Below are 21276 nucleotides of genomic sequence, written 5' to 3' on the forward strand. Positions count from 1 at the left end.
CCGGCGGGCGGCGCGGGGACGCGCCGGCCCACCGGGCCGTCGGTGCGGGTGCGGTTCAGCCGTTGGGCAGGATGACCGCACGGCCGTTGATCTTGCCCGCGTGCAGCCGTTCGTAGGCGAGCGGGGCCTCGTCGATCCCGTACGTCTCGACGTGGACCTCGACGGCTCCGGCGTGAGCCAGCTCCAGGACCTCGGCGAGTTCGGAGCGCGACCCCCAGTAGGGAGCGGTCACCGTGGTGCTGAACGGCAGCACGCCGAAGCCGACGGGCAGGGTGCCGCCGCCGATGCCGACGATCGTGACGTCCGAGTCGATGGCGGCCGCCGCGCCGGCCGTGGCCACGGTGGGCGGCGCCCCGACGAAGTCGAGGACGACCTGGGCGCCGACGCCGCCGGTCAGCTCGCGGATCCGGTCGGCGGCGCGCGCGTCGGAGAGCACGGTCTCGTGCGCGCCGACCGTACGGGCCAGGGCCAGCTTCTCCTCGGTGACGTCCAGGGCGACGACGCGGACGGAGGTCAGGGCGCGCAGCAGCTGGATGGCGACGTGGCCGAGTCCGCCGGTGCCGATCACGACGGCGGTCGCACCGGGGACCAGCTTCGGCAGCGAGCGCTTGATCGCGTGGTACGGGGTGAGGCCGGCGTCGGTGAGCGGGACGGCCTGGACGGGGTCGAGCCCGCGGAGCGGCACCAGATGGCGGGGGTCGTCGACGATCATGTACTCGGCCATCGCGCCGGGCGAGCCGAGGCCGGGCGGGTTGATCCCCAGCTCCTGGGCGCGCAGGCAGTAGTTCTCCTTGCCCTCGGCGCACTTCACGCAGGTGCCGCAGCCCCAGGGGCCGTAGACGGCGACGGATTCGCCGGTGGTGAGTCCCTCGACGCCGTCGCCGAGCGCGGCTACGGTGCCGACGCCCTCGTGGCCGAGGGTGAGCGGCAGCGGGTAGGGGAACTGGTCCGCGGGCCAGCTCATCACCGCGATGTCCGAGTGGCAGACGCCCGCGGCACTGACCTTCAGCAGCACCTGCCCGGGTCCGGGCTCGGGGTCCGGAACGGTGACGACCTCGGGTGCGGCGCCGATCTCGCGGTACTGGACGGCTTTCATGGGGTCCTCCTCGACCTGTCCTCTTCTATTACTCGCCCCCGTTCCCCCGTCCCGCCACTCAGGGGGCGGAGTAGCCGCCGTCCACCAGGTGGTAGCTGCCGTGGATGAAGGAGGCGCGGTCCGAGAGCAGGAAGGCCGCGAGTTCGGCCACCTCCTCCGCCGTGCCGAGGCGGCCGGCCGGGTGGAGGGAGATGAGGTGGTCGCGGGCCGGTCCCTCCGTGTTGCGCAGCAGCGGGGTGTCGATGAAGCCGGGGCCGACGGCGTTGACGCGGACGTTCCGCGCGGCGTATTCGAGGGCGGCCGTCTTGGTGAGGCCGACGACGCCGTGCTTGGCGGCGACGTAGGCCGGCGATCCGGCGAAGCCGTTGGTGCCGAGGATCGAGGACATGTTGACGACGGCGCCGCCGCCGGCCGCGACGATCGCGGGGAGTTCGTAGCGCAGGGAGTAGAAGACGCCGCTCAGGTTGGTGGCGACGACCCGGTTCCAGTCCTCGATGGTGTACTCGCCGGTCGGGGCGCTCGGGCCGCCGATGCCGGCGTTGTTCACGGCGAGGTGCAGGGCGCCGAAGGTCTCGACGGCGAACCGTACGCCGGCCTCGACGGAGGCGGGGTCGGTGACGTCCATGGCCACGGCGGCGGCCTTGCCTCCGGCGTTCTCCAGGGCGGCGACCGCGGCGCGGGCGGCCTTCTCGTCGTAGTCGGCCACGACGACCGAGGCGCCGGAGCGGCCGAGGCGGTGGGCGAGGGCGAGGCCGATGCCGGAGGCCCCTCCGGTGACGAGCGCGGTGCGCCCGGCGAACTCCTGGTCGGTGGGGGTGTGGGTGCTCATGATGGTGCGCTTCCTTCCGTGGTGCTGGGTGACGCCGGACCGGGGGTCTGCGCGAACAGCTCCCCCGCGAGGGCGTCGAATGCCTGCTCGACGAGTCGGGGCAGGTCGTCGGGGCAGCCTCCGCGCACCCAGGCGGTCTGGGCGGCGAGCAGCGCTCCGGCTCCGGCGGCGACCGCGACGGCGGGCCGGATGTCCTGGGCCGGGTCGACCCCGAGCCGGTCGGCGAGCAGGGCCACCGAGTCCTCCTGGGCCTCCACCCGGATGTGGTGGAAGGCCGCGTAGAGGGTCGGCTCCCGCTGGGCGAGGACCAGCAGGTCGTAGATCCGGGGGCGGCGGTGCCAGGCCTCGGCCCCGGGGTCCTCCAGCCAGTCCCGGACGGCCGCGCGGTAGGCGGTGAGCGGGGGTTCGTCGGCCGGGCGGGCCCGCAGGGCGTCGTTGATCCGGTCGCCGTCGTCCCGTACGGAGTCCAGGACGGCCGCTTCCTTGCCGGCGAAGTACCGGCTGAAGGTACGGCGGTCGACGTCGGCGCGTTCCGCGATCTCCTCGACCGTCACCTCCCGCAGGCCGCGGTCGAGCACGAGCTCGAAGGCGGCACGGGCGAGGGCGTCCCGGGTCCGGCGGGCCTTGCGGCTCCGCCGTTCCGGAGTCTTCCGTTCCGGATTCATATCTGCACCGTACACCCAAAAATGTCCCGACGCGACAGAAGTCTCGTCGGGACATGCACAGGGCTCGTCGGGTCAGCCGAAGACCTCCGCGGCCTGGCGTGCCCCGTATCCGTCGGGCACCGGGCGGACCGGATGTCCGGCGGGGGTGCGGCGCAGGGCCAGTACGGCGATGTCGTCGCGGCGCACCCCGCCCGAGAAGTCCTCCAGGTCGGCCCGGAGCGCGTCCAGCACCTCGCACGGACCCCGGTCGGCCCAGCGGCCGAGGCGGGTCTCCAGCGGGTAGAAGGCGCCGCGGGCGTCACGGGCCTCGGTCACCCCGTCGGTGAAGAGCACCAGGGTCGCGTCGTCCGGGAAGTCCAGGCGCTCGGCGACGCGCGCCCGGCCGCCGAGTTCCGCCAGGCCGAGCGGGACCGACGCGTGGCGCAGCGGAACGGCGGAGGCCACGCCGTCGTGCAGCATCCAGGGCGGCAGATGGCCGCAGTTGACCGCCCGGACGCCGTGGTCGTCGAAGCCGATCACCAGGGCGGTCACGAAGCGTTCGATCTCGCCGGTCTGGGCGGAGAAGGCGTTGTGCCGGGCGACGGCGTCCTCCAGGGCGTCGACGACCCCGGTCAGCGTGGGTTCGCGGATGGCGGCCTCGCGGAAGGCACCGAGCACGGCGAAACCGGCCCCGATCGCCGCGAGCCCCTTGCCCTGGACGTCCCCGATGATCACCCGGGTCCCGTACGGCGACTGGACGATCTCGTAGATGTCGCCGCCGACCAGGCGGTCCTCCTCGATCGGCGCGTAGGTGCCGTGGGCGACGACCTGCTCGGTCAGGATCGGCAGGGGGCGCAGGATCTGCCGCTGGAGGGCGACGGCGGCGGTGCGCAGCCTGGCTATCTCGGTGGCGTGGCGGATGCGCAGCGCGCAGGCGCCGACGCCGAGGAAGCAGGCAAGCACGGTGAACGCGATGCTGCTGGCGACGTCCCAGAAGGTGCCGCCGTTGACCAGGCGCGACACGACGGCCACGACCATGATCCCGGAGGCGACGGCCACCGTCTGCGCGACGGTGCCGAAGACCGAGACGAGCGCGGGCACCACGACGAGCAGCGGCACGATCCGCAGATCGTTGCCGGAGATCACGTCCAGGACCACGACGAGGAGGGTCAGCAGGGAGACGGCGGCGAAGAGCGCCCCGTTCCCGATCCGCTGCGCTCCGGCGGCTTCCTCACCCGCGTCCGCGCCCGGGAGCGCGACGCCCCGTGTCCTCGGCCGGTGGTGGAGCCCGATCGTCACCCGTGACACCCCTCCTGGTCGGCCGGCCCGGTGCCGGCGGTCGTTTCCAGTGCACCCGAGGCGGTCCGTGCGGCACACGAGTCCTACGGCCTCACCCATGGCGCCGAAGGTCCCGGGCCGAGGCGGTCCGGGACCTTCGCCCCGCGCGCGGCGGGCCGAAGGTCCCGGGCCCGGTCAGCGGGCGGCCGGCTCCCGCACGTCCTCGTGGCCGGCGCCCGGCCGGACGGCGGGCGGCACCAGCGCCGAGAGGAACGGGATGGGGCGGCGCAGTACGAACCCGAGGGACTCGTAGAGCCGTACGGCGTGGGTGTTGGAGGCGGCGGCGTGCAGGAACGGGGTGTCGCCGCGCAGCCGTATCTCGTGCGCGACGGCGCGGACGAGACCACCGCCCAGACCCTGGCCCCGCACGGACTCGTCCGTGCAGACGGCGCTGATCTCGCTCCAGCCGGGCGGGCGGAGCCGCTCGCCGGCCATGGCGACGAGCCGCCCTTCCCGCCGCACCCCGAGGTAGGTGCCCAGTTCCACCGTGCGCGCCTCGAAGGGGCCGGGCCGGGTGCGGGCGACCAGATCGAGCATCTCGGGCACATCGGCCGGACCGAGCCGGACGGCCTGCGGGAGCGGGGCCGCGTCGACCCCGCCGTCGACGAGCTGGACGCCCTCGATGTGGAAGACGGTCTCCCAGTCCTGGGGCGGCGGCTCCCGGAAGGCGGTGACGGTGACGGCCCCGCCGGGTCCGGCGAGCGCTGCGGCGTCCGCCCAGTCGGCGGCGTCGGGCGCGTCCGGCAGGGCGACCCAGGGGGTGACGTCCGGCGGGTAGCGCAGGATGCGGCCGCGCCCCTCGGCGAAGTGGGCGTGCGGGCCGCGGAGCGCGGAGCCGACCGGGTCGTCCAGCGGGTGGGCACCGCGTGCGGCGGGGGCGGGGAGCAAAGTCATGACGACACCTCGATGACGGTCTTGCCGAGGGCGTGGCCGCTCTCCACCGCGCGCAGGGCCTCGCCCGCCCGGTCGAGCGGGAGGATGCGGACGATGGGGGCGCGGAGCACCCCGGCGGCGGCGAGACCGCCGATCGTGCGCAGGACCTCGGCGTTGCGGGCGCGCCGGACGGCCGCGCCGCCGAGTTCGGCGACCAAGGGCTTGTCGCCCGCGCCGATCAGGGCGGCCGCGGGGTCGGCGACCAGCGTGGCGGCCTCCCGCAGGGCATCGCCGCCGGCGAGGTCGAAGACCGCGTCCACGCCTTCGGGGGCGGCGGCCCGGACCCGGTCGGCGAGACCGGGTCCGGAGGCGATGTGGACGGCGCCGAGGGAGGTGACGAACTCCTTCTTGGCCGCGCTCGCGACACCGATGACGCGCAGGCCCGCGTGCCGGGCGAGCTGGGCCGCCGCGCTGCCGACACCGCCGCCTGCGCCCGTGATCACGAGGGTGGCACCCGGGGCGAGGCCGAGCTGGACCAGCCCGTCGTGGGCCGTGGCCGCGGCCACCGGGAGCACCGCCGCCTCGGCGAAGGAGAGTGCGGCCGGCTTGTGGGCGCTCACCGCGGCGGGGAAGAGCGTGTGCTCGGCATATCCGCCGGTCAGCGGGTTGCCGAAGATCTCGTCGCCGACGGCGAAGCCCTCGGTGTCCGGGCCGACCGCCTCGACGGTTCCGGCGGCCTCGCTGCCGAAGGCGGCCGGGAAGGGGGCGGCCTCGGCGCCCGGCCGGACGTATCCGTCGCGCAGTTTCCAGTCCACGGGGTTGACCCCGGCCGCACGGACGGCGACGAGGAGTTCTCCGGGGCCGGGGGCCGGGACGTCCCGGTCGACGAGGGCTTCCACCTCCGGCCCCCCGTTGCGGGTGAACACATACGCCTTCGACATCGGTTCCCTCTCTGGTCGTGGTGCGGGCCCGCGGGCCGGTGGCCGGTGTGCCCCCGCAGCAGGAAGTCCGCCCGGGGCGCGGGTATTCCCCGGGCCGGGCCTGTTCACCGGAGCGTCGTGAACCCGCCGCGCGGCGGGCGCGGGTCAGCCGGCCGTGCGGCGGAGCACGAGCGTGAGGAAGCCCCAGGTGTCGCGGTACACGCGCAGCCATTCGGTACGGCGCCGGGCGGCCAGTTCCAGGACCTCGGCGCTGTCGGGGTGGCCGGGGTGGTCAAGGGCCCAGGCGGACAGCGAACCCCAGCACGCCCACTCGTAGGCGTCGAGTTCGCCGCGGCCGCTGATGTGGCCGTACACGGGGGTCCAGCCGTCGGCGGCGACCAGGTCGAGGGTGGTGGCGAGGTCGGCACTGTCCCCGAGCATCTCGACGGCCTCGGGGGACGGTTCGCGTTCCCAGTAGCCGTCCCCGATCAGCACCCGGCCGCCGGGGGCGAGGTGCTCGCGGGCGGCGGCGAGCGTCGGCAGGAGCCCGCCGAAGACGTGCACGGCGCCGACGCTGAGGACGACGTCGAAGGGGTGCGGGGAGCGGAAGGCGGCGCCGTCGCCCCGGTGCAGGGTGAGACGGTCGCGCACACCGAGGCGGCCGGCCGCGTCGGCCGCGCGGCCGAGCGCGTCCTCGGCGAGGTCGACGCCCTCGGCGCGCAGGTCCGGGCGGCCGTTCAGCGCCCGCAGCAGCCACTCCCCTCCCCCGCAGCCCAGGTCGAGGGCGCGCGCCTCGCCCTCCGGAACGGCGTGGTCCAGGAGGGTGCGCACGGAGTCGTCGTCGAGGGGTGCCCTGACGGGGTGGCCGGCGTGGGCGAGGTCGGAGATCAGTTCTCGGTTCACCGGCGCAGCGTGCCAGGGCGGCCGCCCCGGGCGCATGCCGTTTTCGGCGGCCGCCGTCATGGAGCGGGCGGGATGACGTGCACCGTGCGCGGTGATTCCTTCCCTGATCCACCAATTCACCCTTCGAGAATCAGCCGCACCTTTTTCGCCCTTTTATTCGCATCCAACGCGCCCCAATGTCCAATCCGTGGACGGTTATTAGCCACCCTTTGACGCCCCCAAAGCCTTCGGATACTGTCCACGCCCAGTTGGGCAGTGCCAGTGGACAAAGTGAGATGGGTGGTTCCTGATGATCTCGGAGCCGGGTGGCAACGTCAGCCGACGCCGCATGCTGGGCCTGGCCGGCCTCGGCGTGCTCGCCGCGTCCGGGGTGCTCGCCGCGTGTGCGCCGCCGCCCGCCGAGGACCCGGCCGACGGCTCCTCGGACCCGACGGCCCGCGCGCTCGGCGCGGACGCGGCCATCGACACGCTGACGCTCGCGCTGCCGTCCTCCCTCTCCAGCCTCGATGTGGGCCGGGAGTCCGGAGTCCTCAACTACCTGGTCGCCGTGCTCGCGCAGGAGTCGCTGCTGTCGGTCGACCCCTCCGGCAAGCTGGGCCCCGGGCTCGCCACCTCCTGGAAGCAGCCCGACCCCCGGACGTACGTGTACACGCTCCGCCGCGGGGTGACCTTCTCCGACGGCACCCGGTTCACCGCGGACGACGTGGTGGCCTCCATCGAGACCATCCGGGACCCGAAGAACGGCTCCGCCCTCGGATACGCCTACGCGGGCGTGCAGTCCGTGAAGGCCACCGGCGACCACGAGGTCACCATCCGGCTGAAGGCGCCGGACGCCATGTTCGCCTGGACCACCACGGCCGGCGGCCTCCTCGTCAGCAGCCGCGCCTTCCTCACCCGCAACAAGGGCCGGGTCGGCACCGCGAAGACGCTGCTGCTGGGCACCGGCCCCTACCGGATCACCGAGTTCGCCGCCGACGACCACGTCCTCCTGGAGCGCAACGACGCCTGGTGGGGCGAGAAGCCCGCCGTCCGGAAGCTGAAGCTGTCCTTCGTGCCGGACGCCGGTACACGGCTGGTCGCGATGAAGTCCGGCGCGGTGGACGGTGCGCTGAGCCTCGCCTCGGACGAGGCCCGGGGCTGGGAGTCCAGCGCCCGTGTCACGTACACCGGCGACCGTTCCGTGGTCTCCCTCGCCTTCGACACGGCGAAGGCGCCGTTCGACGACCCCCACGTCCGCCGGGCCATCGCGCACGCCGCCGACCGCGAGGGCATGGTGAAGGGCATCCTGCACGGCCGGGCCGAGGTCGCCGACGCGCTGCCCTCGCGCGACATGTGGGGCGATCTGATGACGCCGGACGAGGTCCGCTCCGGATACGACGCGATCCCGTCCCTGGCCTTCGACCTGGACGCCGCCCGCGCCGAACTGGCCAAGTCCTCCGTCAAGGACGGCTTCACCGCCGAACTGCACTACCCCAACAGCGGCCCCCAGCTGGGCAAGGCGGCCCTCGCGCTCGCCGCCTCGCTGAAGAAGATCGGCATCACGCTGAAGGTCAAGGAGATCACCCTGGAGCAGTGGGTGGCCGAACTGGGCTCCGGCAAGCAGCCCCTGCAGTTCCTGTGGTACTTCCCCGTCACCGGCGACCCGGCGGAACTGGCGGACCCGTATCTCAACGCGGCGGCCACGGCGACGGACATCGCGCACTACGACAACGCCGCGGTCAACACCGCGCTGGACACCGCGAAGTCCGCGACGGACAGGAGCGTGCGCGCCAAGGAGCTGATGAAGGCCGTGCAGACGGCGGGCGCCGAGCTGCCCTACCTCCCGCTGTGGTGGGCGCAGACCGCCTCCGCGCTCTCGAAGCGGTACGTGCTGCTGGACCAGGGACCGTTCGCGTTCATCGGCCCCTGGGCGACCCGCATCCGCAAGGCCGCCTGACCGTCCCGCCCGCCCAGCCCCGTCCCGAGGATCGGATGCCCATGTCCCGTACCGTCCCGCCCGGCGCACCACGACGGCGCGCGCAGACCGTCGTGCGACGCGTCCGCGAGGCGATGCTGCGCCTGGTCCACCCCGTCGAGGCCCGGATCAGCCCGGACGGCCGCGTCGTGGCCGTCGCGGCGGCCGGACCCGAGCGGTCCGAACTGGTCCTGGCCCCGGTGCCGGCCGGGATGCGGCCCGACGCGGCGGACCCCGTGGCGGCGATGCGGGCGCCGTCCGGACCGGACACCGCCGCGGACCGGCACAGCCCGCGCTGGCTGCCCGACTCCCGGACCCTGCTGCACCTCGCCGAGGAGCGGGGCGCGGCGGGCACCGAGGTGCGGCTCGACGCCCTGGACACCGTGACCGGGACCGTGCGCACCGTCGCCCGGGTGCCCGGCTCGGCGGAGGAGCTGCTCGTCTCGGACGACGGGACGCGGGCCCTGCTGCTGTGCGCCGAGGACGGTGCCGACCGCGACGGCATGCACCTCGGGCTGCCGGTGCGGCTGGGACCCGCCCCCGCGCCGGAACGGTTCGCCCCGGGGACCGGGCGCCGGACCCTGCACCTCGTCGGCCTCGCCGACGGCACGGTCCGCGAGGCCGGACCGGCCGGGCTCACCGTCTGGAACGTCGCCTGGCGCGGCGGCGCGACGGCCGTCGCCACCGTCGGCGAGGACACCCTGCCCTCCGGGTACTACGACGCCCGGTTCGCCGTACTGGACCTGGACGCCCGCACCGCGCGGACCGTCCATGAACCCCTGGGACAGCTGGCCGCCCCCGCGCTCTCCGCCGACGGCCTCACCGCGGCGGTCTGCGAGGGGATCTCCATCGTCGCCGGACGCCCCGTCGTGGTCGATCTGGCCTCCGGCGCGAGCACGGTGGCCCCCGGCGTCGAGGACGCCACCTGGCTGCGCTTCGACGACGCCGAGCCCGGCGCGCTGTGGTTCGCCGGCTGGGACGGCACCGGCTCGCGCGTCGGCCGCACCGGCGGTCCCACCCCCACCCGCTGGTCCGCGCCCGTGACGCTGGGCGGCGCCGGCTACCAGCCGGAGCTGTCGCTCGGCGCCGACGGACGGCTCGCCGCGACGGTACTCGACGCCCCCGGCCGGCCCCCCGAGGCCGTCGTCGCCCCGACCGGCGGCGAGCGTGCCTGGGAGTGGACGCCCGTCACCGCCCTGAACACCCCCGCCGACCCGGCGCTCGCCGCCGTCCGCACCGAGCGGACCGAGTGGACCGCGCCCGACGGCCGGACCGTGGAGGGGCTGCTGCTCTCCACCGGGGAGCACGAGGGACCGCGCCCGCTCGCCGTCCTCGTGCACGGCGGCCCCGCCTGGCTCTGGTCCGCCGGCTACGCGCCGGGCGATGTGCTGGGGCTGGCCCCCGCCCTGGCCGCCGCCGGCCATCTGGTGCTGCTGCCCAATCCGCGCGGCAGCAACGGCCGAGGGCTCGACCACGCCCGCGCGGTCGTCGGCGACGCCGGCGGCAAGGACCTGGAGGACGTGCTGTCCGGGGTGCGCCACCTCGTGGGGGCGGGCCTCGCCGATCCGGACCGGGCGGCCGTGCTCGGCCACAGCTACGGCGGTTTCCTCGCGGCCCTGGCCGCGGCCCGTACCGATGTCTTCCGTGCGGCCGTCGTCGTCTCCGCCCCGACCGACTGGCTGAGCTTCACCCACACCAGCTGCATCGGCGGCGGCTACGACCGCGCGTACGCGATCGGCTCGCCGGACGACCCGCAGGAGCTGGTCCGGCGCTCCCCGGTGTTCGCCACCGGCGGGCGCGGCACCCCGACGCTGCTCGTGCACGGCGCCGAGGACCGGGTCACCCCGGTCGGCCAGGCGCACGAGCTGTACCGTTCGCTGCTCCGGACCGGACTCGCCCCCGCCGAGCTGTACGTCTACCCGGGCGAGGGCCACGAGTTCACCGACGCCGGGCATCTCCTGGACGCCGCGGACCGGGTCACCGACTGGCTCACCACCCACCTGGCGCCGCGCCCCGCGGCCGCCTCCACGACCGCCGTGCCGGAGGAGGCCTCCCCCGGGCCGGTCCCCGGCACGGCTTCCCCGGCGGGACCGGACGGTGTCACCCCCCTGGCGCCCTCCGGTCCCGCCACCTCCCTCCCGGCGTCCGCCCCCGCCGCCCTCCCGGCGGGAGACCCGCGATGACGGCCACCGGCTCCGCGCGGCTGCGCGCCGCACTCCCCCTGCGCCTCGTGGTGCGCCGGCTCGGCGGCACGCTGGCCCTGCTGCTCGTCCTGTCCGTGGCCGTCTTCGCGCTGCTCCAGGCGGCGCCCGGCGACCCGGCACAGACCCTGCTCGGCCCGCGCAGCGCCACGCCCGAGGCGCTGGCCGCCGTCCGGGCCCGCCACCACCTCGACAGTCCGATGGTGGTGCAGTACTGGCACTGGCTCGGCGACGCGGTCCGGCTGGACCTCGGCACCTCCATCCGCACCGGCGAGAGCGTCGCCGCCGCACTGGGCGACCGGCTGCTGCTCACCGGTCAGCTGGTCGGTCTGGGCTTCGCCGTCGCGCTGCTGCTGGGTCTGCCGCTGGGCGTCCTGGCCGGTCTGCGCAACCGGCGCCCCACCGACCGGGCGGTGCAGAGCCTCGGCGTGGTCGCCCTGTCCACCCCGGCGTTCGCGGGCGGGCTGGTGCTCATCTACGTGTTCGCGCTGATGCTGGGCTGGTTCCCCGCGTACGGGCCCGGCGAGGGCCAGGGCGCCGACCGGCTGAGACATCTGGTGCTGCCGGCCCTGGCGCTCGGTCTGGCCGTCACCGCCGTCCTGCTGAAACTGACCCGGGCCGCCGTGATCCGGGAACTGGAGCGCGAACACGTCACGTTCGCCCGCGCCCGGGGCGTACGCGAACGGGACATCCTGCTGCGGTACGTGCTGCGCGGCACCGTCGTTCCGGTGCTGACCGGCGTCGGTCTGGTCCTCGCCTATCTGCTGGCCGGAACGGTCATGGTGGAGCAGGTCTTCGCGCTGCCCGGCCTCGGCCAGCTGCTCGTCGACTCCGTCACCTTCCGGGACGTCCCCGTCGTCCAGGCCGAGGCCCTGCTGATCGCCGCCCTGGTCTGCCTGGCCAATCTCGTCACCGATCTCGCCCAGCCGCTGCTGGACCCCCAGCTGAGGACCGCGCCCGCGGCCAGGCCGTCCGCGGCCCCCGTCCACGAGGAGGGGAAGGCATGAAGTCCCGGTCCCTTGCCCGCCGCAGGGTCACCCCGCTGACCCTGTGCTGCACCGTCCTGCTGGTCCTGTTCGCGCTGGCCGCCGCCTTCGGGCAGGCGCTGCTGCCCGGCTGGGACGAGCAGGACCTGGCCACCGGCACCGCCATGCCGGGCGGCGGCCATCCGCTCGGCACCGACGAACTCGGCCGCGACATCGCCCGGATGGTGGTCGCCGGGGCCCGGAGCACCCTGGTGGGCGCGGCGCTGGTCGCGGTCGGCTCGATGGTCATCGGCAATGTCCTCGGACTGCTCGCCGGCTACCGGGGCGGCTGGATCGACGCCCTCGTCCGGCGCTGGGCCGATCTGCTGCTGGCGCTGCCCGCGCTGCTGGTCACCATCGTCGTCGCCGGGATCGGCGGGGGCGGCTACGCCCTGGCCGTCGGCGTGCTCGTGGTGCTGACCTCCCCGGCCGACATCCGGCTGGTGCGCGCCGCCGTGCTGGAGCAGCGGCACCGGGCGTACGTGGAGGCGGCGGAGACGCTCGGGCTGTCCCGCTTCACGGTGATGACCCGGCACATCTGGCCCAACGTCCTGCCGGTCGTGGTGGCCAACACCCTGCTGAACTTCGCGGGCGCGATCGTCGCGCTCAGCTCCCTGTCCTTCCTGGGGCTCGGGGTGCCGCCGGGCGCCCCCGACTGGGGCCGGATGCTCTCCGAGAACCGCACCCTGCTCTACGACAACCCGTCCGCGGCCCTGGCCCCCGCGCTGCTCATCGTCGCGGCGGCCGTGGCCCTCAACCTCCTCGGCGACCGGCTGTTCGAGGCGTTCTCCGACCGTGGGAGGTCCTGATGGCGGCCCAGCCCGCGACCGAAGGCCGTACCGTCACCGACGCGCCCGGCGCCGGGCCGCTGCTCGCCGTCGAAGGGCTGCGGGTGGCGGCGACCGCCGCGCCCGGCGGTCCCGTACCGATCCTGGACGGCGTCTCGTTGGAGGTCGGCCGCGGCGAGTGCATCGGCATCGTCGGCGAGTCCGGCAGCGGCAAATCGCTGGCCATGCGGGCGGTGGCCGGGCTGCTGCCGGCCGGGACCGCGGTGACGGACGGTTCGGTGCGCATCGACGGCCGGGAGGTCCTGGACCTGTCGCCGCGCGCCCGCCACGCCCTGCGCGGCCGGCGCGTCACGCTGCTGATGCAGGACCCGTTCACCATGCTGCACCCCCAGCTGACCTGCGGACGGCAGATCGCGGACGGGCTGCGGGACCTCGACGGGGAGCACACCCGGCGCCGGGCGAAGAAGGCCGTGCGCGCCGATGTCGAGCGCCGGCTCGCCGAGGTCGGGCTCTCCCCCGACGTCGCCGACCGCTATCCGCACGAACTGTCCGGCGGGATGCGCCAGCGGGTCGCGGCCGCCGCGGCGCTCGCAGGCGATCCCGAACTCCTCATCGCGGACGAGCCGACCACCGCGCTGGACGCCGCCAACCAGCGTGCCGTGCTCGATCTGCTGCGCGGTCTCCAGCGCAGCCGCCGCATGGGCCTGGTGCTCATCACCCACGATCTGCGGGTGGCGTTCTCCGCCTGCGACCGGGTGTACGTGCTGTACGCCGGGCAGGTCCTGGAGCAGGGCAGTTCCCGGGACCTGGAGTCGGCGCCGCTGCATCCGTACACGGCCGGGCTGCTGGCCTCCGAGCCCTCGGTGCGTGAGCGGTACGCGGAACTCCCGGCCGTCCCCGGCTCGGTGCCCGCTCCCGGCGCCCGGGGAGGCGGCTGCCCGTTCGCCGACCGCTGTGCCCACGCGGCGCCCGTCTGCCGGGACGCACCTATGACGCTGCTGGCGCCGGATGCGCCGGAGGGCGGCGAGGGCCGGCTCTCCGCCTGTGTGCGCCTCGCAGAGATCCGGGACGGGCTCGCCGCGCCCTCGGCGCGCACCCCCGTCGGGCCGGGCCCCGCCCCCTCCCCCGAGGAGCCGGACCGGGACGCCGCGCTGGTGGCCACGGCCGTCGACCGCACCTTCGCCTCCTCGGCGGGTGACCGCGCCGCCCTGCGCGACGTGAGCCTGACCGTCCCCCGGAACACCGTCGTCGCCCTGGTCGGCGAGTCCGGCTCGGGCAAGACGACGCTGGCCAGGATCGCGGTCGGGCTGGAGACCTTCGACGGCGGGGAGGTGTCCGTCGGCGGGATCGCGCTGCCCCGGGGGCGCCGGCCCGGTACCGCGGACCGGCGGCGGCTGGCGGAGCAGGTCCAGATCGTGTTCCAGGACCCCTACTCCTCGCTCAACCCGCTGCGCACGGTCGGCGCGACGCTGCGCGAGGCGCTGGCCGCCGCCTCCGGCGGGCGCGGCCGGGTGGATCCCTCCGCGGTGGACACGCTGCTCGCCCAGGTGGGGCTGCCCGCCGCGTACGCCTCGCGGCGGCCGGCCGCGCTGTCCGGCGGCGAGCGCCAACGGGTCGCGCTGGCACGGGCGCTGGCCGCCCGGCCCCGGCTGCTGATCTGCGACGAGGCGGTGGCGGCGCTCGATGTGTCGGTCCAGGCGCAACTGCTCAATCTGCTCGTCTCGCTCCAGCGCGCGGAGGGCTTCGCCGTCCTGTTCATCACCCATGACCTGGGGGTGGTGCGGCAGATCGCCGACCGGGTGGCGGTGATGCACCGCGGCCGGATCGTCGAACGGGGCACCGCGGCCGAGGTGCTGGACGCGCCCCGGCACCCGTGGACGCGGCGGATGATCGAGGCCCTGCCGGAGATGGCGGGTCCCGGGCCGATTCTCTGAACCGGCCCGGCCCGCACGGGTAGAGTGTGGCGCTGACCTGCGCGTACCACCGAGAGCGAGGAGGAACGGTGTCCGAGCCGACCATCACCGCCCGTCCGCCCGCGGCCGTGCCCGCGCCGCGGACCCGGGAACCGGGCACCTCCGGGGTACGGGCCGCGCTGGCCGGAAACCTCAACCGCCGCAGGCTGGCGCGCGGCTGGAGCCTGCGCGAGCTGTCGGCGGCGACCGGGGTGAGCAAGGGGCTGCTCTCGCAGATCGAGCGGGCCGAGGCCAACCCCACCGTGGACGTGCTGGTCCGGATCGCCGAGGTGCTGGGCACCAACTGCACCGAACTGCTGCGCCGGCCGCTGCTGGAACCGGAGATCGTCCGGGCCTCCTCGCTCGTCGAGCCGGAGGACGAAACCACGGTGAGCCTGCTCTATTCCGGCCATGAGCAGGGCCGTATGGAGATCTACCGGACCCGGCTGCACCCGCACGCCCAGAGCCAGGTCAGCTCGCACGGGGCGGAGTCCGTGGAGTACGTGCTGGTGATGTCGGGCCGGGTGACGCTGGTGGTCGACGACGTCCCGCATCTCCTGGAGGCGGGCGACAGCGCGCGGTTCTCCGCGCAGTACAGCCACTACTACACGACCGAGGACTCCCCGGCCGTCACCCACACCGTCGTCGGCTACCCGCGCGACTGATCCGGCAGCGGCCCGTCGGCCGGGGGTCGATTTCGACTCAACTACCACCGGATATGCGCCGGTCGGTCCCCCGGGCCCGGCCGCCTGTGGCACTCTGGAGAGGACCGCCCCACCGGGCTCCCCCGTACCGGTGGGGCGGTTCTTCGTACCGGTATGCCCGCGACCTCCCTGATATGACGGAACGTCACACACCGTCCCGGCTCGGGAGCCCGCGGGCACCGGCCGAAAACCGGCCATGAGATGGCCGAGTTCATTTCTTCGCGCATGGGAACGCCCTGGCCGGGCAGACGCCCAGACCTCATGGCCTACCACCAGGGGAGCGTGACGACATGACGGCGCACACTGCGCGGACTGCCGAGGCGGAGCGAGCGGAGAGTGCAGGCACGGCACCGGCCGGCGGCAACGAGGAGTACGCGGGAAGCACGCCGTCCCCCGGGGAACTCGGCGATCTTCCCTGGATCGAGGAGGCCGGGAAGGTGGCCCCCACGGACGCGCGGGAGCTGTCCCGGCTCTTCTTCGACCGGCTCCGTACGCTGGAGGAGGGGACGCCCGCCCATCAGTACGCGCGCAACACCCTCATCGAGATGAACCTGTCGCTCGTCCGGTTCGCCGCCGGGCGGTTCCGGAACCGGGGCAGCGGCGACATGGAGGACATCGTCCAGGTCGGCACCATCGGGCTGATCAAGGCCATCGACCGCTTCGACCTGTCCCGCGAGGTCGAGTTCACCTCCTTCGCGGTGCCGTACATCACCGGCGAGATCAAGCGCTTCTTCCGCGACACCAGCTGGGCGGTCCACGTCCCGCGCCGGCTCCAGGAACTGCGCGTGGACCTCGCCAAGACCAAGGAGACCCTCGCCACCGAGCTGGACCGGGACCCGACCGTCCCGGAACTGGCCGAGCACCTGGGCCTGAGCGAGGACGAGGTCACCGAGGGGATCGTCGCGGCCAACGGCTATACGGCCGGCTCCCTGGACATGCCCGCGGCCCCGGCGGACGCGGGCCGCAAGAGCACGGCAGGACGCACCTTCGCCGATGTGCTGGGCAGCCCCGACCCCGCCCTCGAAACGGTGGAGAACCTGCACGCCCTGGCCCCGCTGCTCGGCGGCCTCGACGCACGCGAACGGCTCATCATCGACCTGCGGTTCGGCCAGGAGCTGACGCAGTCGCAGATCGGCGCCGAACTCGGCATCTCGCAGATGCACGTCTCCCGGCTGATCAGCCGGATCCTGCGCAAGCTCCGCAACGGGATGTTCCCCGAGGAGTGAGCCCCGGACGGGTCCGGGGCCGTTCGGAGCAACCGGATCGTTGCGGCCTGATGAAATCACGGCGCCCGCCCCACCGGTCGCGCCGCCCGCCGCACCGCCCCGTACGCGACCCGGCGTTCAGCGCGTCCGCGCAGGTCGTGGCCGTACGGGGCGGCCGGGTACGGGCCGGGAGCCAGGCCCGCTCCGGCCCGGGACACGGGTTCCGGCCGTCTCGGGGGCCGTTGACGCCGTCGCGGGCCGCTGACACGCTCACCGGCGTCGCCCGCGGCCGCGGCCCTGGCACCCCGCGCCGCGCCGGTCCGGACGCCCGCGGGGCGTCCCCGTCCCCCGGAGCCGTCCCATGAGTCCCGTTCCGCCGTCCGAGGCCGCCTACGACGCCCTCCGTCTGCGCCAGTGGTCCCGGGGCGCGGCGCGCTCCGCGGGGATCGCGCGCCGCGATCTGCTGCGGCTGGTGGCCGCCGCGTCGGCCGCGGCCCCGCTCGCCCCGCTGCTGGCCCCTGCGACGGCGCACGCGGCGGCGGCCGCCCCCGGGATCGTGAAGCCGCTGCCGCCCGAGGTGTTCACCGTGCGCGGCACCAACGCGGAGACCAACTTCGCCGCGCTGCGCGGCACCGGACTGCTCACCCCGGCCGACCGCTTCTTCGTCCGCAACCACACGGTCACCCCGCGCATCGACGCCACCGACTGGCGGCTCACGGTCTGGGGCGACGGACTGGCGGGTCCGGCGGTGGAGTTCACGTACGACGAACTGCGCGCGCTGCCGTCCGTGACCAGGACCGCGTTCGTCGAATGCGCCGGGAACGCCCGCAGTTACTACACGACGCAGCAGAACCAGCAGGTCAGCGGCACCGCGTGGACCCTGGGCGCGATCGGGACCGCGCGCTGGCGCGGGGTGCGGCTCGCCGATGTGCTGCGCCGCGCCGGCCTCACCCGGCGGGCGGTCGACATCCTGCCGCGCGGCCTGGACGACGAGGTCGTCAGCGACGGAATCGTTCTGGGGCGGGTGCGGCGGCCGCTGCCGGTCGCGAAGGCCCTGGACGACGTCCTGCTCGCGTACGAGATGAACGGCGAGCCGCTGCCGCCCGACCACGGCCATCCGGTGCGGCTGATCGTGCCGTCCTGGGTGGGGATCGCCAACATCAAGTGGCTGGGCGACATCGAGGTGAGCACCCGTCCGCTGCTCTCCCCCTGGAACACCGGTCTCTACCGCCTGTTCGGACCGGGCTACCCGGCGGAGGGCAGTGCGCCGCTGACACGGCAGACGCTGAAGAGCGCGTTCGAGGTGGCGCCGGGCGCGGAGTTCCCGGCCGGGCGGCACCAGGTGCTGACGGGGCGGTCCTGGTCGGGCGGGGCCCCGGTGCGCTCGGTCGAGGTCAGCACGGACGGCGGGACCCGGTGGCACCGCGCCCGGCTGCACGACGTACCGCGCGCCGGGAGCTGGGTCCGCTGGTCGGCACCGTGGGTGCCGCGCACCCCGGGCCCGGCCGTGCTGCTGGCGCGGGCGACCGACCGGTCGGGGCGTACCCAGCCGGCGGTCGCCGCGCCCAACACCCAGGGCTATCTCTTCGACGCGGTGGTCCGTCACGAGGTGCGGGTCGTCTGACCTCCGGTCAGCGGGTGCCGTGCTCCTCGGGGACGCCGGCGTAGTAGGTGGCGATCATGTCCTCGTCGCCGTGTCCGGCCGCCTCGGCGCGGGCGAAGCGGGCCTCGCTCGCGGCGGTGAGGTCCAGCCGTACGCCGGAGCGCTCGGCGGCCTCCAGGATCAGCCGGGTGTCCTTGAGGGCGGTGGTCACGGCGAAGCTCGGGGTCAGGTCGCCGGAGAGCAGGGCGGCGGACTTGCCCTGGAGGTAGCCCGTGTCGAGGGGGCCGCCGCGGACGATGTCGAGGAACGCCTCCGGTTCCACGCCGAGCCCGTGGGCCAGGTTCAGGGTTTCCGCCACCCCGCCGACCAGGGCGATGACCCAGGTGTTCAGGACGAGCTTCAGCCGGGAGGCGGCACCCGGCTCCTCGCCCGCCCAGACCGTGCGCTGCCCGATCGCGTCCAGCACCGGGCCGGTCACGGCGCGGGCGGTCGACGGCCCGGAGACCAGCACGGTGAGCAGGCCCCGTTCGGCGGGCTCCCGGGTGCCGGCGACCGGCGCGTCGAGGTAGACGAGGCCCAGGTCGGCGGCGCGCTGGGCCAGTTCGACGGTGGCGTCCGGGCCGACGGTGGAGGTCTGGAGGAGGATCTGGCCCCGGTGGACTCCGTCGGACGCGGCGGTGAGCGCGGCGGCCACCGCCATGCCGTCGTTGAGCGCGGCGACGACGACGTCGGCGCCGCGCACGGCGTCGGCGGCGGTGTCCGCGACCGTGGCGCCGTCGGCGGCGAGCGGGGCCGCCTTGGCGTGGGTGCGGTTCCAGACCCGGACGTCGAGTCCGGCGCGGAGCAGGCTGCGGGCCATGGCGGCGCCCATGATCCCGGTGCCGAGTACGGCGACGGTGGTGGCGGGGCGGTCCGGGGTGCCGGGTGCCGAGGTCATGGGGATGCTTCCTCTCGTCGGCCGCGCGCGGGCGCGGCGCGGGTGCTCAGGACTGCCGCAGCGCGCCGTCCAGGACTGCGGCGTGCACGGCTCGGGCGAGGCGGGCGCCCCAGCGGGAGCGGGGGCCCGCGAAGGGTTCTCCCCCGCCGCCGTCGGGTGCGGGGGCGGCGACGCAGACGGAGTCGGTCGGGGTGCCCGAGCAGTCGAGTCCGGCGTCCAGAAGTGCCTGCACCTTGGCCTCGGTCGCGGTGGCGACGGCGTTGACGAGCGCGGCGTCGGACAGGGCCACGGGCACGGTGACGACGATGTTGACCGTACCCGGGAGGTGCGGGCCCGGCTCGCCCTCGGCCGGTGCCGCCGCCCAGCCTCTCACACCGAGACCGCAGGTGGCGGTGGCGGTGACCGCCTCGTCGGTGCGCCGTGTGTACGCGGTGACGTCGGCGGCCGTCATCAGCCCCGCGCCCGGTCCGGCGAGCCCTTCGGCGGCGGCGATCTCGGCGAGGTGGCGGTCGGGGTCCATCCGCGGATAGCCGCCGGGCACCTGGGCGTTGAGGATCCAGGAGCGGGGGCCGATGCCGCCGCCGAGGACCGCGCTGCTGCACACCCGCCAGCCGGGCCCCAGCCGCCAGACGAGATGGTGCAGTTCGGCCCCGTCCTCGTGCCGGGCCAGCAGCTCGCCGCGCTGTTCGGGCAGCCGGACGCGTACGGAACCGATGGGATGCTCCCGGGGGTGTGCGACGGGACGGCCGTGGGCCGGGGTGACCCGTCGATCATAGGGGCCGGGGCCGCGCTCCCCCGGGGCGCCCCGCCCGGCCCCCGGACCGGGTCAGGCCGCGCCGTCGGCCATGGCGAGCAGGCGGTCCAGGACCGCGGCGTCGGCGCGGACCCCGTCGTGCGCGTAGGCGTCGGTGACCCAGGTGCGCAGGCCACGTACCCGGTCGGCGGTGACGAGGGCGTGGTCCCGGTCGACGTACATGTCGTCGTGGTAGACGGCCGCGAAGACGGGGACCTCGTTGGCGGCGAGCCGGTCCAGGTCGTAGAGGGCCGGCCAGTCGGTGCGGGCGGCGAGCGCCTCGGCGGTGCCGCGCAGCGGGACGAGCGCGGGGTCCTCGTCGAACTGCCAGGGGTAGACCATCTCGCCGGTGAAGCGCAGGGGGCCGCCGGCGGTGGCGTCGAAGGCGGGGAACTCCGCGCGGATCCGGTGGGCGGACCAGTCGGTGGGGCGGCCGCCCTGGGCGTAGATCGGCTCGTGGAGCGCGGCGTACAGGGGGCGTTCGGCGAAGGAGACCGCGGCGTCGACGCCGCGCAGGAAGGTGTCGGTGAGGGCGGGTCCGTGGGCGCCGTCGGTGAAGGCGGTCTCCAGGAGGTAGTGGAGGGAGTCGAACTTGGCGGCGGTGCCGAAGGTGATGCCGAGGGTCTGGAAGCGGCGGACGGTGAGGCGTTCGCCGGTGGGCATCCGGACGTCGTGGGCGTCGAGGTGGGCGGCGACGGCCTCGGCGAGGGCCTGGTCGCCGGGGTAGCGGGCGAAGTAGCGCTCGTTGTGGGCGAGGGTGCGGGCGTAGGCGGCGCGGTAGACGTCGTCGGCGTGGCCGGTCAGCGTGGGCAGACCACCGGTGACGAACGCCCGGGTCAGCCCTTCGGGGGCGAGGGAGAGATAGGTCAGGGTGGTGAAGCCGCCGAAGCTCTGGCCGAGGACGGACCAGGGGCGGTCGCCCTGGAGGTGGCGGCGCAGCAGTTCCGCGTCGCGGACGAGGGAGTCGGCGCGGAAGTGCGCGAGGTACGCGGCGGCGGCTTCGGTGTCGTCGCCGAAGCGGGCGAGGGTGGTCCGGTCCGCGGGGGTGGAGCGGCCCGTGCCGCGCTGGTCCATGAGGACGACGCGGTGGCCGGCGAGCGCGCGGCGCAGCCAGGCTCCGGCCGCGTTGGGGCGTTCGGCGCGGCCTCCGGGGCCGCCCTGGAGCCACAGGAGCCGGGGCAGGTCCTCGTGCTCGCGGCCCTCGGCGACCACCTCGCGGGCGAAGAGGCCGATGGCGGGGCCGGCCGGGTCCGCGTGGTCGAGAGGGACGGAAAGGGTGTGGTCGGTGCAGACCAGGCCGCCGTGGCGGTAGGAGACGGGGGCGGGGGCGGGGGCGGTCATGGTGCTGTGCTCCTTGCGCGTGGCGGTGCGGGTCACGGGGGGGGTGGGGCCGCGCCCGTGCGGGTGCGGGGCCGGGCGGGGGGCCCCCCCGCCCCCCGCGGGGGGGGGGGGGGCCGCCGCCGGACGGCCGCAAGGTCGTGCTGCTCTCACTCGGCAGCTCGTACACCCCC

The 21276-nt window shown here is 75.1% G+C and carries 18 protein-coding genes; 8 read left to right on the forward strand and 10 right to left on the reverse strand.

Annotation, left to right across the window (positions count from 1 at the left end; translation table 11 throughout):
* Positions 1-55: 55 nt before the first annotated feature.
* The 7 genes from ACFVDM_RS06665 to ACFVDM_RS06695 all read right to left on the reverse strand — a co-directional run bounded on the left by ACFVDM_RS06665 (position 56) and on the right by ACFVDM_RS06695 (position 6603).
* Positions 56-1096: an NAD(P)-dependent alcohol dehydrogenase gene (locus ACFVDM_RS06665; RefSeq protein ID WP_383634105.1), complete on the reverse strand. Its 1041-nt coding sequence runs from the start codon at positions 1094-1096 to the stop codon at positions 56-58.
* Positions 1097-1154: 58 nt separating this feature from the next.
* On the reverse strand, positions 1155-1925 hold the full coding sequence (locus tag ACFVDM_RS06670; RefSeq protein WP_383634107.1) for an SDR family NAD(P)-dependent oxidoreductase: 771 nt from the start codon (positions 1923-1925) through the stop codon (positions 1155-1157).
* The gene (locus ACFVDM_RS06675; protein WP_383634109.1) at positions 1922-2590 is read right to left on the reverse strand and encodes a TetR family transcriptional regulator; all 669 of its coding nucleotides are present in this window, start codon (positions 2588-2590) and stop codon (positions 1922-1924) included. Before ACFVDM_RS06675 ends, ACFVDM_RS06670 begins: the two co-directional genes overlap by 4 nt.
* 72 nt (positions 2591-2662) lie before the next feature.
* Entirely contained in the window at positions 2663-3868 is a 1206-nt protein-coding gene (locus ACFVDM_RS06680) for a PP2C family protein-serine/threonine phosphatase (protein WP_383634111.1), read from the reverse strand.
* 174 nt (positions 3869-4042) lie between these two features.
* Positions 4043-4801 (reverse strand): GNAT family N-acetyltransferase, encoded by a 759-nt coding sequence (locus tag ACFVDM_RS06685; RefSeq protein WP_383634113.1) that lies wholly within the window; start codon positions 4799-4801, stop codon positions 4043-4045.
* Positions 4798-5721 carry an NADP-dependent oxidoreductase gene (locus tag ACFVDM_RS06690; RefSeq protein WP_383634115.1) on the reverse strand — a complete coding sequence of 308 codons (924 nt, stop codon included), beginning with the start codon at positions 5719-5721 and terminating at the stop codon, positions 4798-4800. Before ACFVDM_RS06690 ends, ACFVDM_RS06685 begins: the two co-directional genes overlap by 4 nt.
* A 144-nt stretch (positions 5722-5865) precedes the next feature.
* Positions 5866-6603, reverse strand: coding sequence for an SAM-dependent methyltransferase (locus ACFVDM_RS06695; RefSeq protein WP_383634117.1), 738 nt, complete (start codon positions 6601-6603; stop codon positions 5866-5868).
* Positions 6604-6892: 289 nt separating this feature from the next.
* Here ACFVDM_RS06695 and ACFVDM_RS06700 point away from each other — a divergent pair, with 289 nt between their 5' ends.
* The 8 genes from ACFVDM_RS06700 to ACFVDM_RS06735 all read left to right on the forward strand — a co-directional run bounded on the left by ACFVDM_RS06700 (position 6893) and on the right by ACFVDM_RS06735 (position 18056).
* A complete protein-coding gene (locus ACFVDM_RS06700) occupies positions 6893-8539 on the forward strand; it encodes an ABC transporter substrate-binding protein (RefSeq protein ID WP_383634119.1) in 1647 nt (548 codons plus the stop codon).
* 41 nt (positions 8540-8580) lie between these two features.
* Positions 8581-10740 (forward strand): alpha/beta hydrolase family protein, encoded by a 2160-nt coding sequence (locus tag ACFVDM_RS06705; protein ID WP_383634121.1) that lies wholly within the window; start codon positions 8581-8583, stop codon positions 10738-10740.
* Positions 10737-11765 carry an ABC transporter permease gene (locus ACFVDM_RS06710; protein ID WP_383634123.1) on the forward strand — a complete coding sequence of 343 codons (1029 nt, stop codon included), beginning with the start codon at positions 10737-10739 and terminating at the stop codon, positions 11763-11765. The genes ACFVDM_RS06705 and ACFVDM_RS06710 overlap by 4 nt, the downstream gene beginning before the upstream one ends.
* A complete protein-coding gene (locus ACFVDM_RS06715; protein WP_383634125.1) occupies positions 11762-12592 on the forward strand; it encodes an ABC transporter permease in 831 nt (276 codons plus the stop codon). Before ACFVDM_RS06710 ends, ACFVDM_RS06715 begins: the two co-directional genes overlap by 4 nt.
* On the forward strand, positions 12592-14505 hold the full coding sequence (locus ACFVDM_RS06720; protein WP_383634127.1) for an ABC transporter ATP-binding protein: 1914 nt from the start codon (positions 12592-12594) through the stop codon (positions 14503-14505). Before ACFVDM_RS06715 ends, ACFVDM_RS06720 begins: the two co-directional genes overlap by 1 nt.
* Positions 14506-14573: 68 nt before the next feature.
* A complete protein-coding gene (locus ACFVDM_RS06725) occupies positions 14574-15188 on the forward strand; it encodes a helix-turn-helix domain-containing protein (RefSeq protein ID WP_383634128.1) in 615 nt (204 codons plus the stop codon).
* A 329-nt stretch (positions 15189-15517) separates the two neighbouring features.
* Positions 15518-16453 carry an RNA polymerase sigma factor SigF gene (locus ACFVDM_RS06730; RefSeq protein ID WP_383634130.1) on the forward strand — a complete coding sequence of 312 codons (936 nt, stop codon included), beginning with the start codon at positions 15518-15520 and terminating at the stop codon, positions 16451-16453.
* Positions 16454-16793: 340 nt separating this feature from the next.
* Positions 16794-18056, forward strand: coding sequence for a sulfite oxidase (locus tag ACFVDM_RS06735; protein ID WP_383634132.1), 1263 nt, complete (start codon positions 16794-16796; stop codon positions 18054-18056).
* A 7-nt stretch (positions 18057-18063) separates the two neighbouring features.
* Here ACFVDM_RS06735 and ACFVDM_RS06740 read toward each other — a convergent pair whose 3' ends face one another.
* The 3 genes from ACFVDM_RS06740 to ACFVDM_RS06750 form a co-directional block, all read right to left on the reverse strand.
* The gene (locus ACFVDM_RS06740; protein ID WP_383634134.1) at positions 18064-18972 is read right to left on the reverse strand and encodes an NAD(P)-dependent oxidoreductase; all 909 of its coding nucleotides are present in this window, start codon (positions 18970-18972) and stop codon (positions 18064-18066) included.
* A gap of 46 nt (positions 18973-19018) precedes the next feature.
* Positions 19019-19642: an adenosylcobinamide amidohydrolase gene (locus ACFVDM_RS06745; RefSeq protein ID WP_383634457.1), complete on the reverse strand. Its 624-nt coding sequence runs from the start codon at positions 19640-19642 to the stop codon at positions 19019-19021.
* Positions 19643-19798: 156 nt separating this feature from the next.
* Positions 19799-21106, reverse strand: coding sequence for an alpha/beta fold hydrolase (locus ACFVDM_RS06750; RefSeq protein WP_383634136.1), 1308 nt, complete (start codon positions 21104-21106; stop codon positions 19799-19801).
* Between the last annotated feature and the right edge of the window lie 170 nt (positions 21107-21276).

The organism is Streptomyces sp. NPDC057682 (assembly GCF_042799575.1).
Classification (GTDB): domain Bacteria; phylum Actinomycetota; class Actinomycetes; order Streptomycetales; family Streptomycetaceae; genus Streptomyces.

What these genes read in the sequence shown, in the direction of transcription:
- ACFVDM_RS06665 (WP_383634105.1), bottom strand. Translation starts at nt 1,096, where the DNA reads ATGAAAGCCGTCCAGTACCGCGAGATCGGCGCCGCACCCGAGGTCGTC.
- ACFVDM_RS06670 (WP_383634107.1), bottom strand. Translation starts at nt 1,925, where the DNA reads ATGAGCACCCACACCCCCACCGACCAGGAGTTCGCCGGGCGCACCGCG.
- ACFVDM_RS06675 (WP_383634109.1), bottom strand. Translation starts at nt 2,590, where the DNA reads ATGAATCCGGAACGGAAGACTCCGGAACGGCGGAGCCGCAAGGCCCGC.
- ACFVDM_RS06685 (WP_383634113.1), bottom strand. Translation starts at nt 4,801, where the DNA reads ATGACTTTGCTCCCCGCCCCCGCCGCACGCGGTGCCCACCCGCTGGAC.
- ACFVDM_RS06690 (WP_383634115.1), bottom strand. Translation starts at nt 5,721, where the DNA reads ATGTCGAAGGCGTATGTGTTCACCCGCAACGGGGGGCCGGAGGTGGAA.
- ACFVDM_RS06700 (WP_383634119.1), top strand. Translation starts at nt 6,893, where the DNA reads ATGATCTCGGAGCCGGGTGGCAACGTCAGCCGACGCCGCATGCTGGGC.
- ACFVDM_RS06705 (WP_383634121.1), top strand. Translation starts at nt 8,581, where the DNA reads ATGTCCCGTACCGTCCCGCCCGGCGCACCACGACGGCGCGCGCAGACC.
- ACFVDM_RS06710 (WP_383634123.1), top strand. Translation starts at nt 10,737, where the DNA reads ATGACGGCCACCGGCTCCGCGCGGCTGCGCGCCGCACTCCCCCTGCGC.
- ACFVDM_RS06715 (WP_383634125.1), top strand. Translation starts at nt 11,762, where the DNA reads ATGAAGTCCCGGTCCCTTGCCCGCCGCAGGGTCACCCCGCTGACCCTG.
- ACFVDM_RS06720 (WP_383634127.1), top strand. Translation starts at nt 12,592, where the DNA reads ATGGCGGCCCAGCCCGCGACCGAAGGCCGTACCGTCACCGACGCGCCC.
- ACFVDM_RS06730 (WP_383634130.1), top strand. Translation starts at nt 15,518, where the DNA reads ATGACGGCGCACACTGCGCGGACTGCCGAGGCGGAGCGAGCGGAGAGT.
- ACFVDM_RS06735 (WP_383634132.1), top strand. Translation starts at nt 16,794, where the DNA reads ATGAGTCCCGTTCCGCCGTCCGAGGCCGCCTACGACGCCCTCCGTCTG.
- ACFVDM_RS06740 (WP_383634134.1), bottom strand. Translation starts at nt 18,972, where the DNA reads ATGACCTCGGCACCCGGCACCCCGGACCGCCCCGCCACCACCGTCGCC.
- ACFVDM_RS06750 (WP_383634136.1), bottom strand. Translation starts at nt 21,106, where the DNA reads ATGACCGCCCCCGCCCCCGCCCCCGTCTCCTACCGCCACGGCGGCCTG.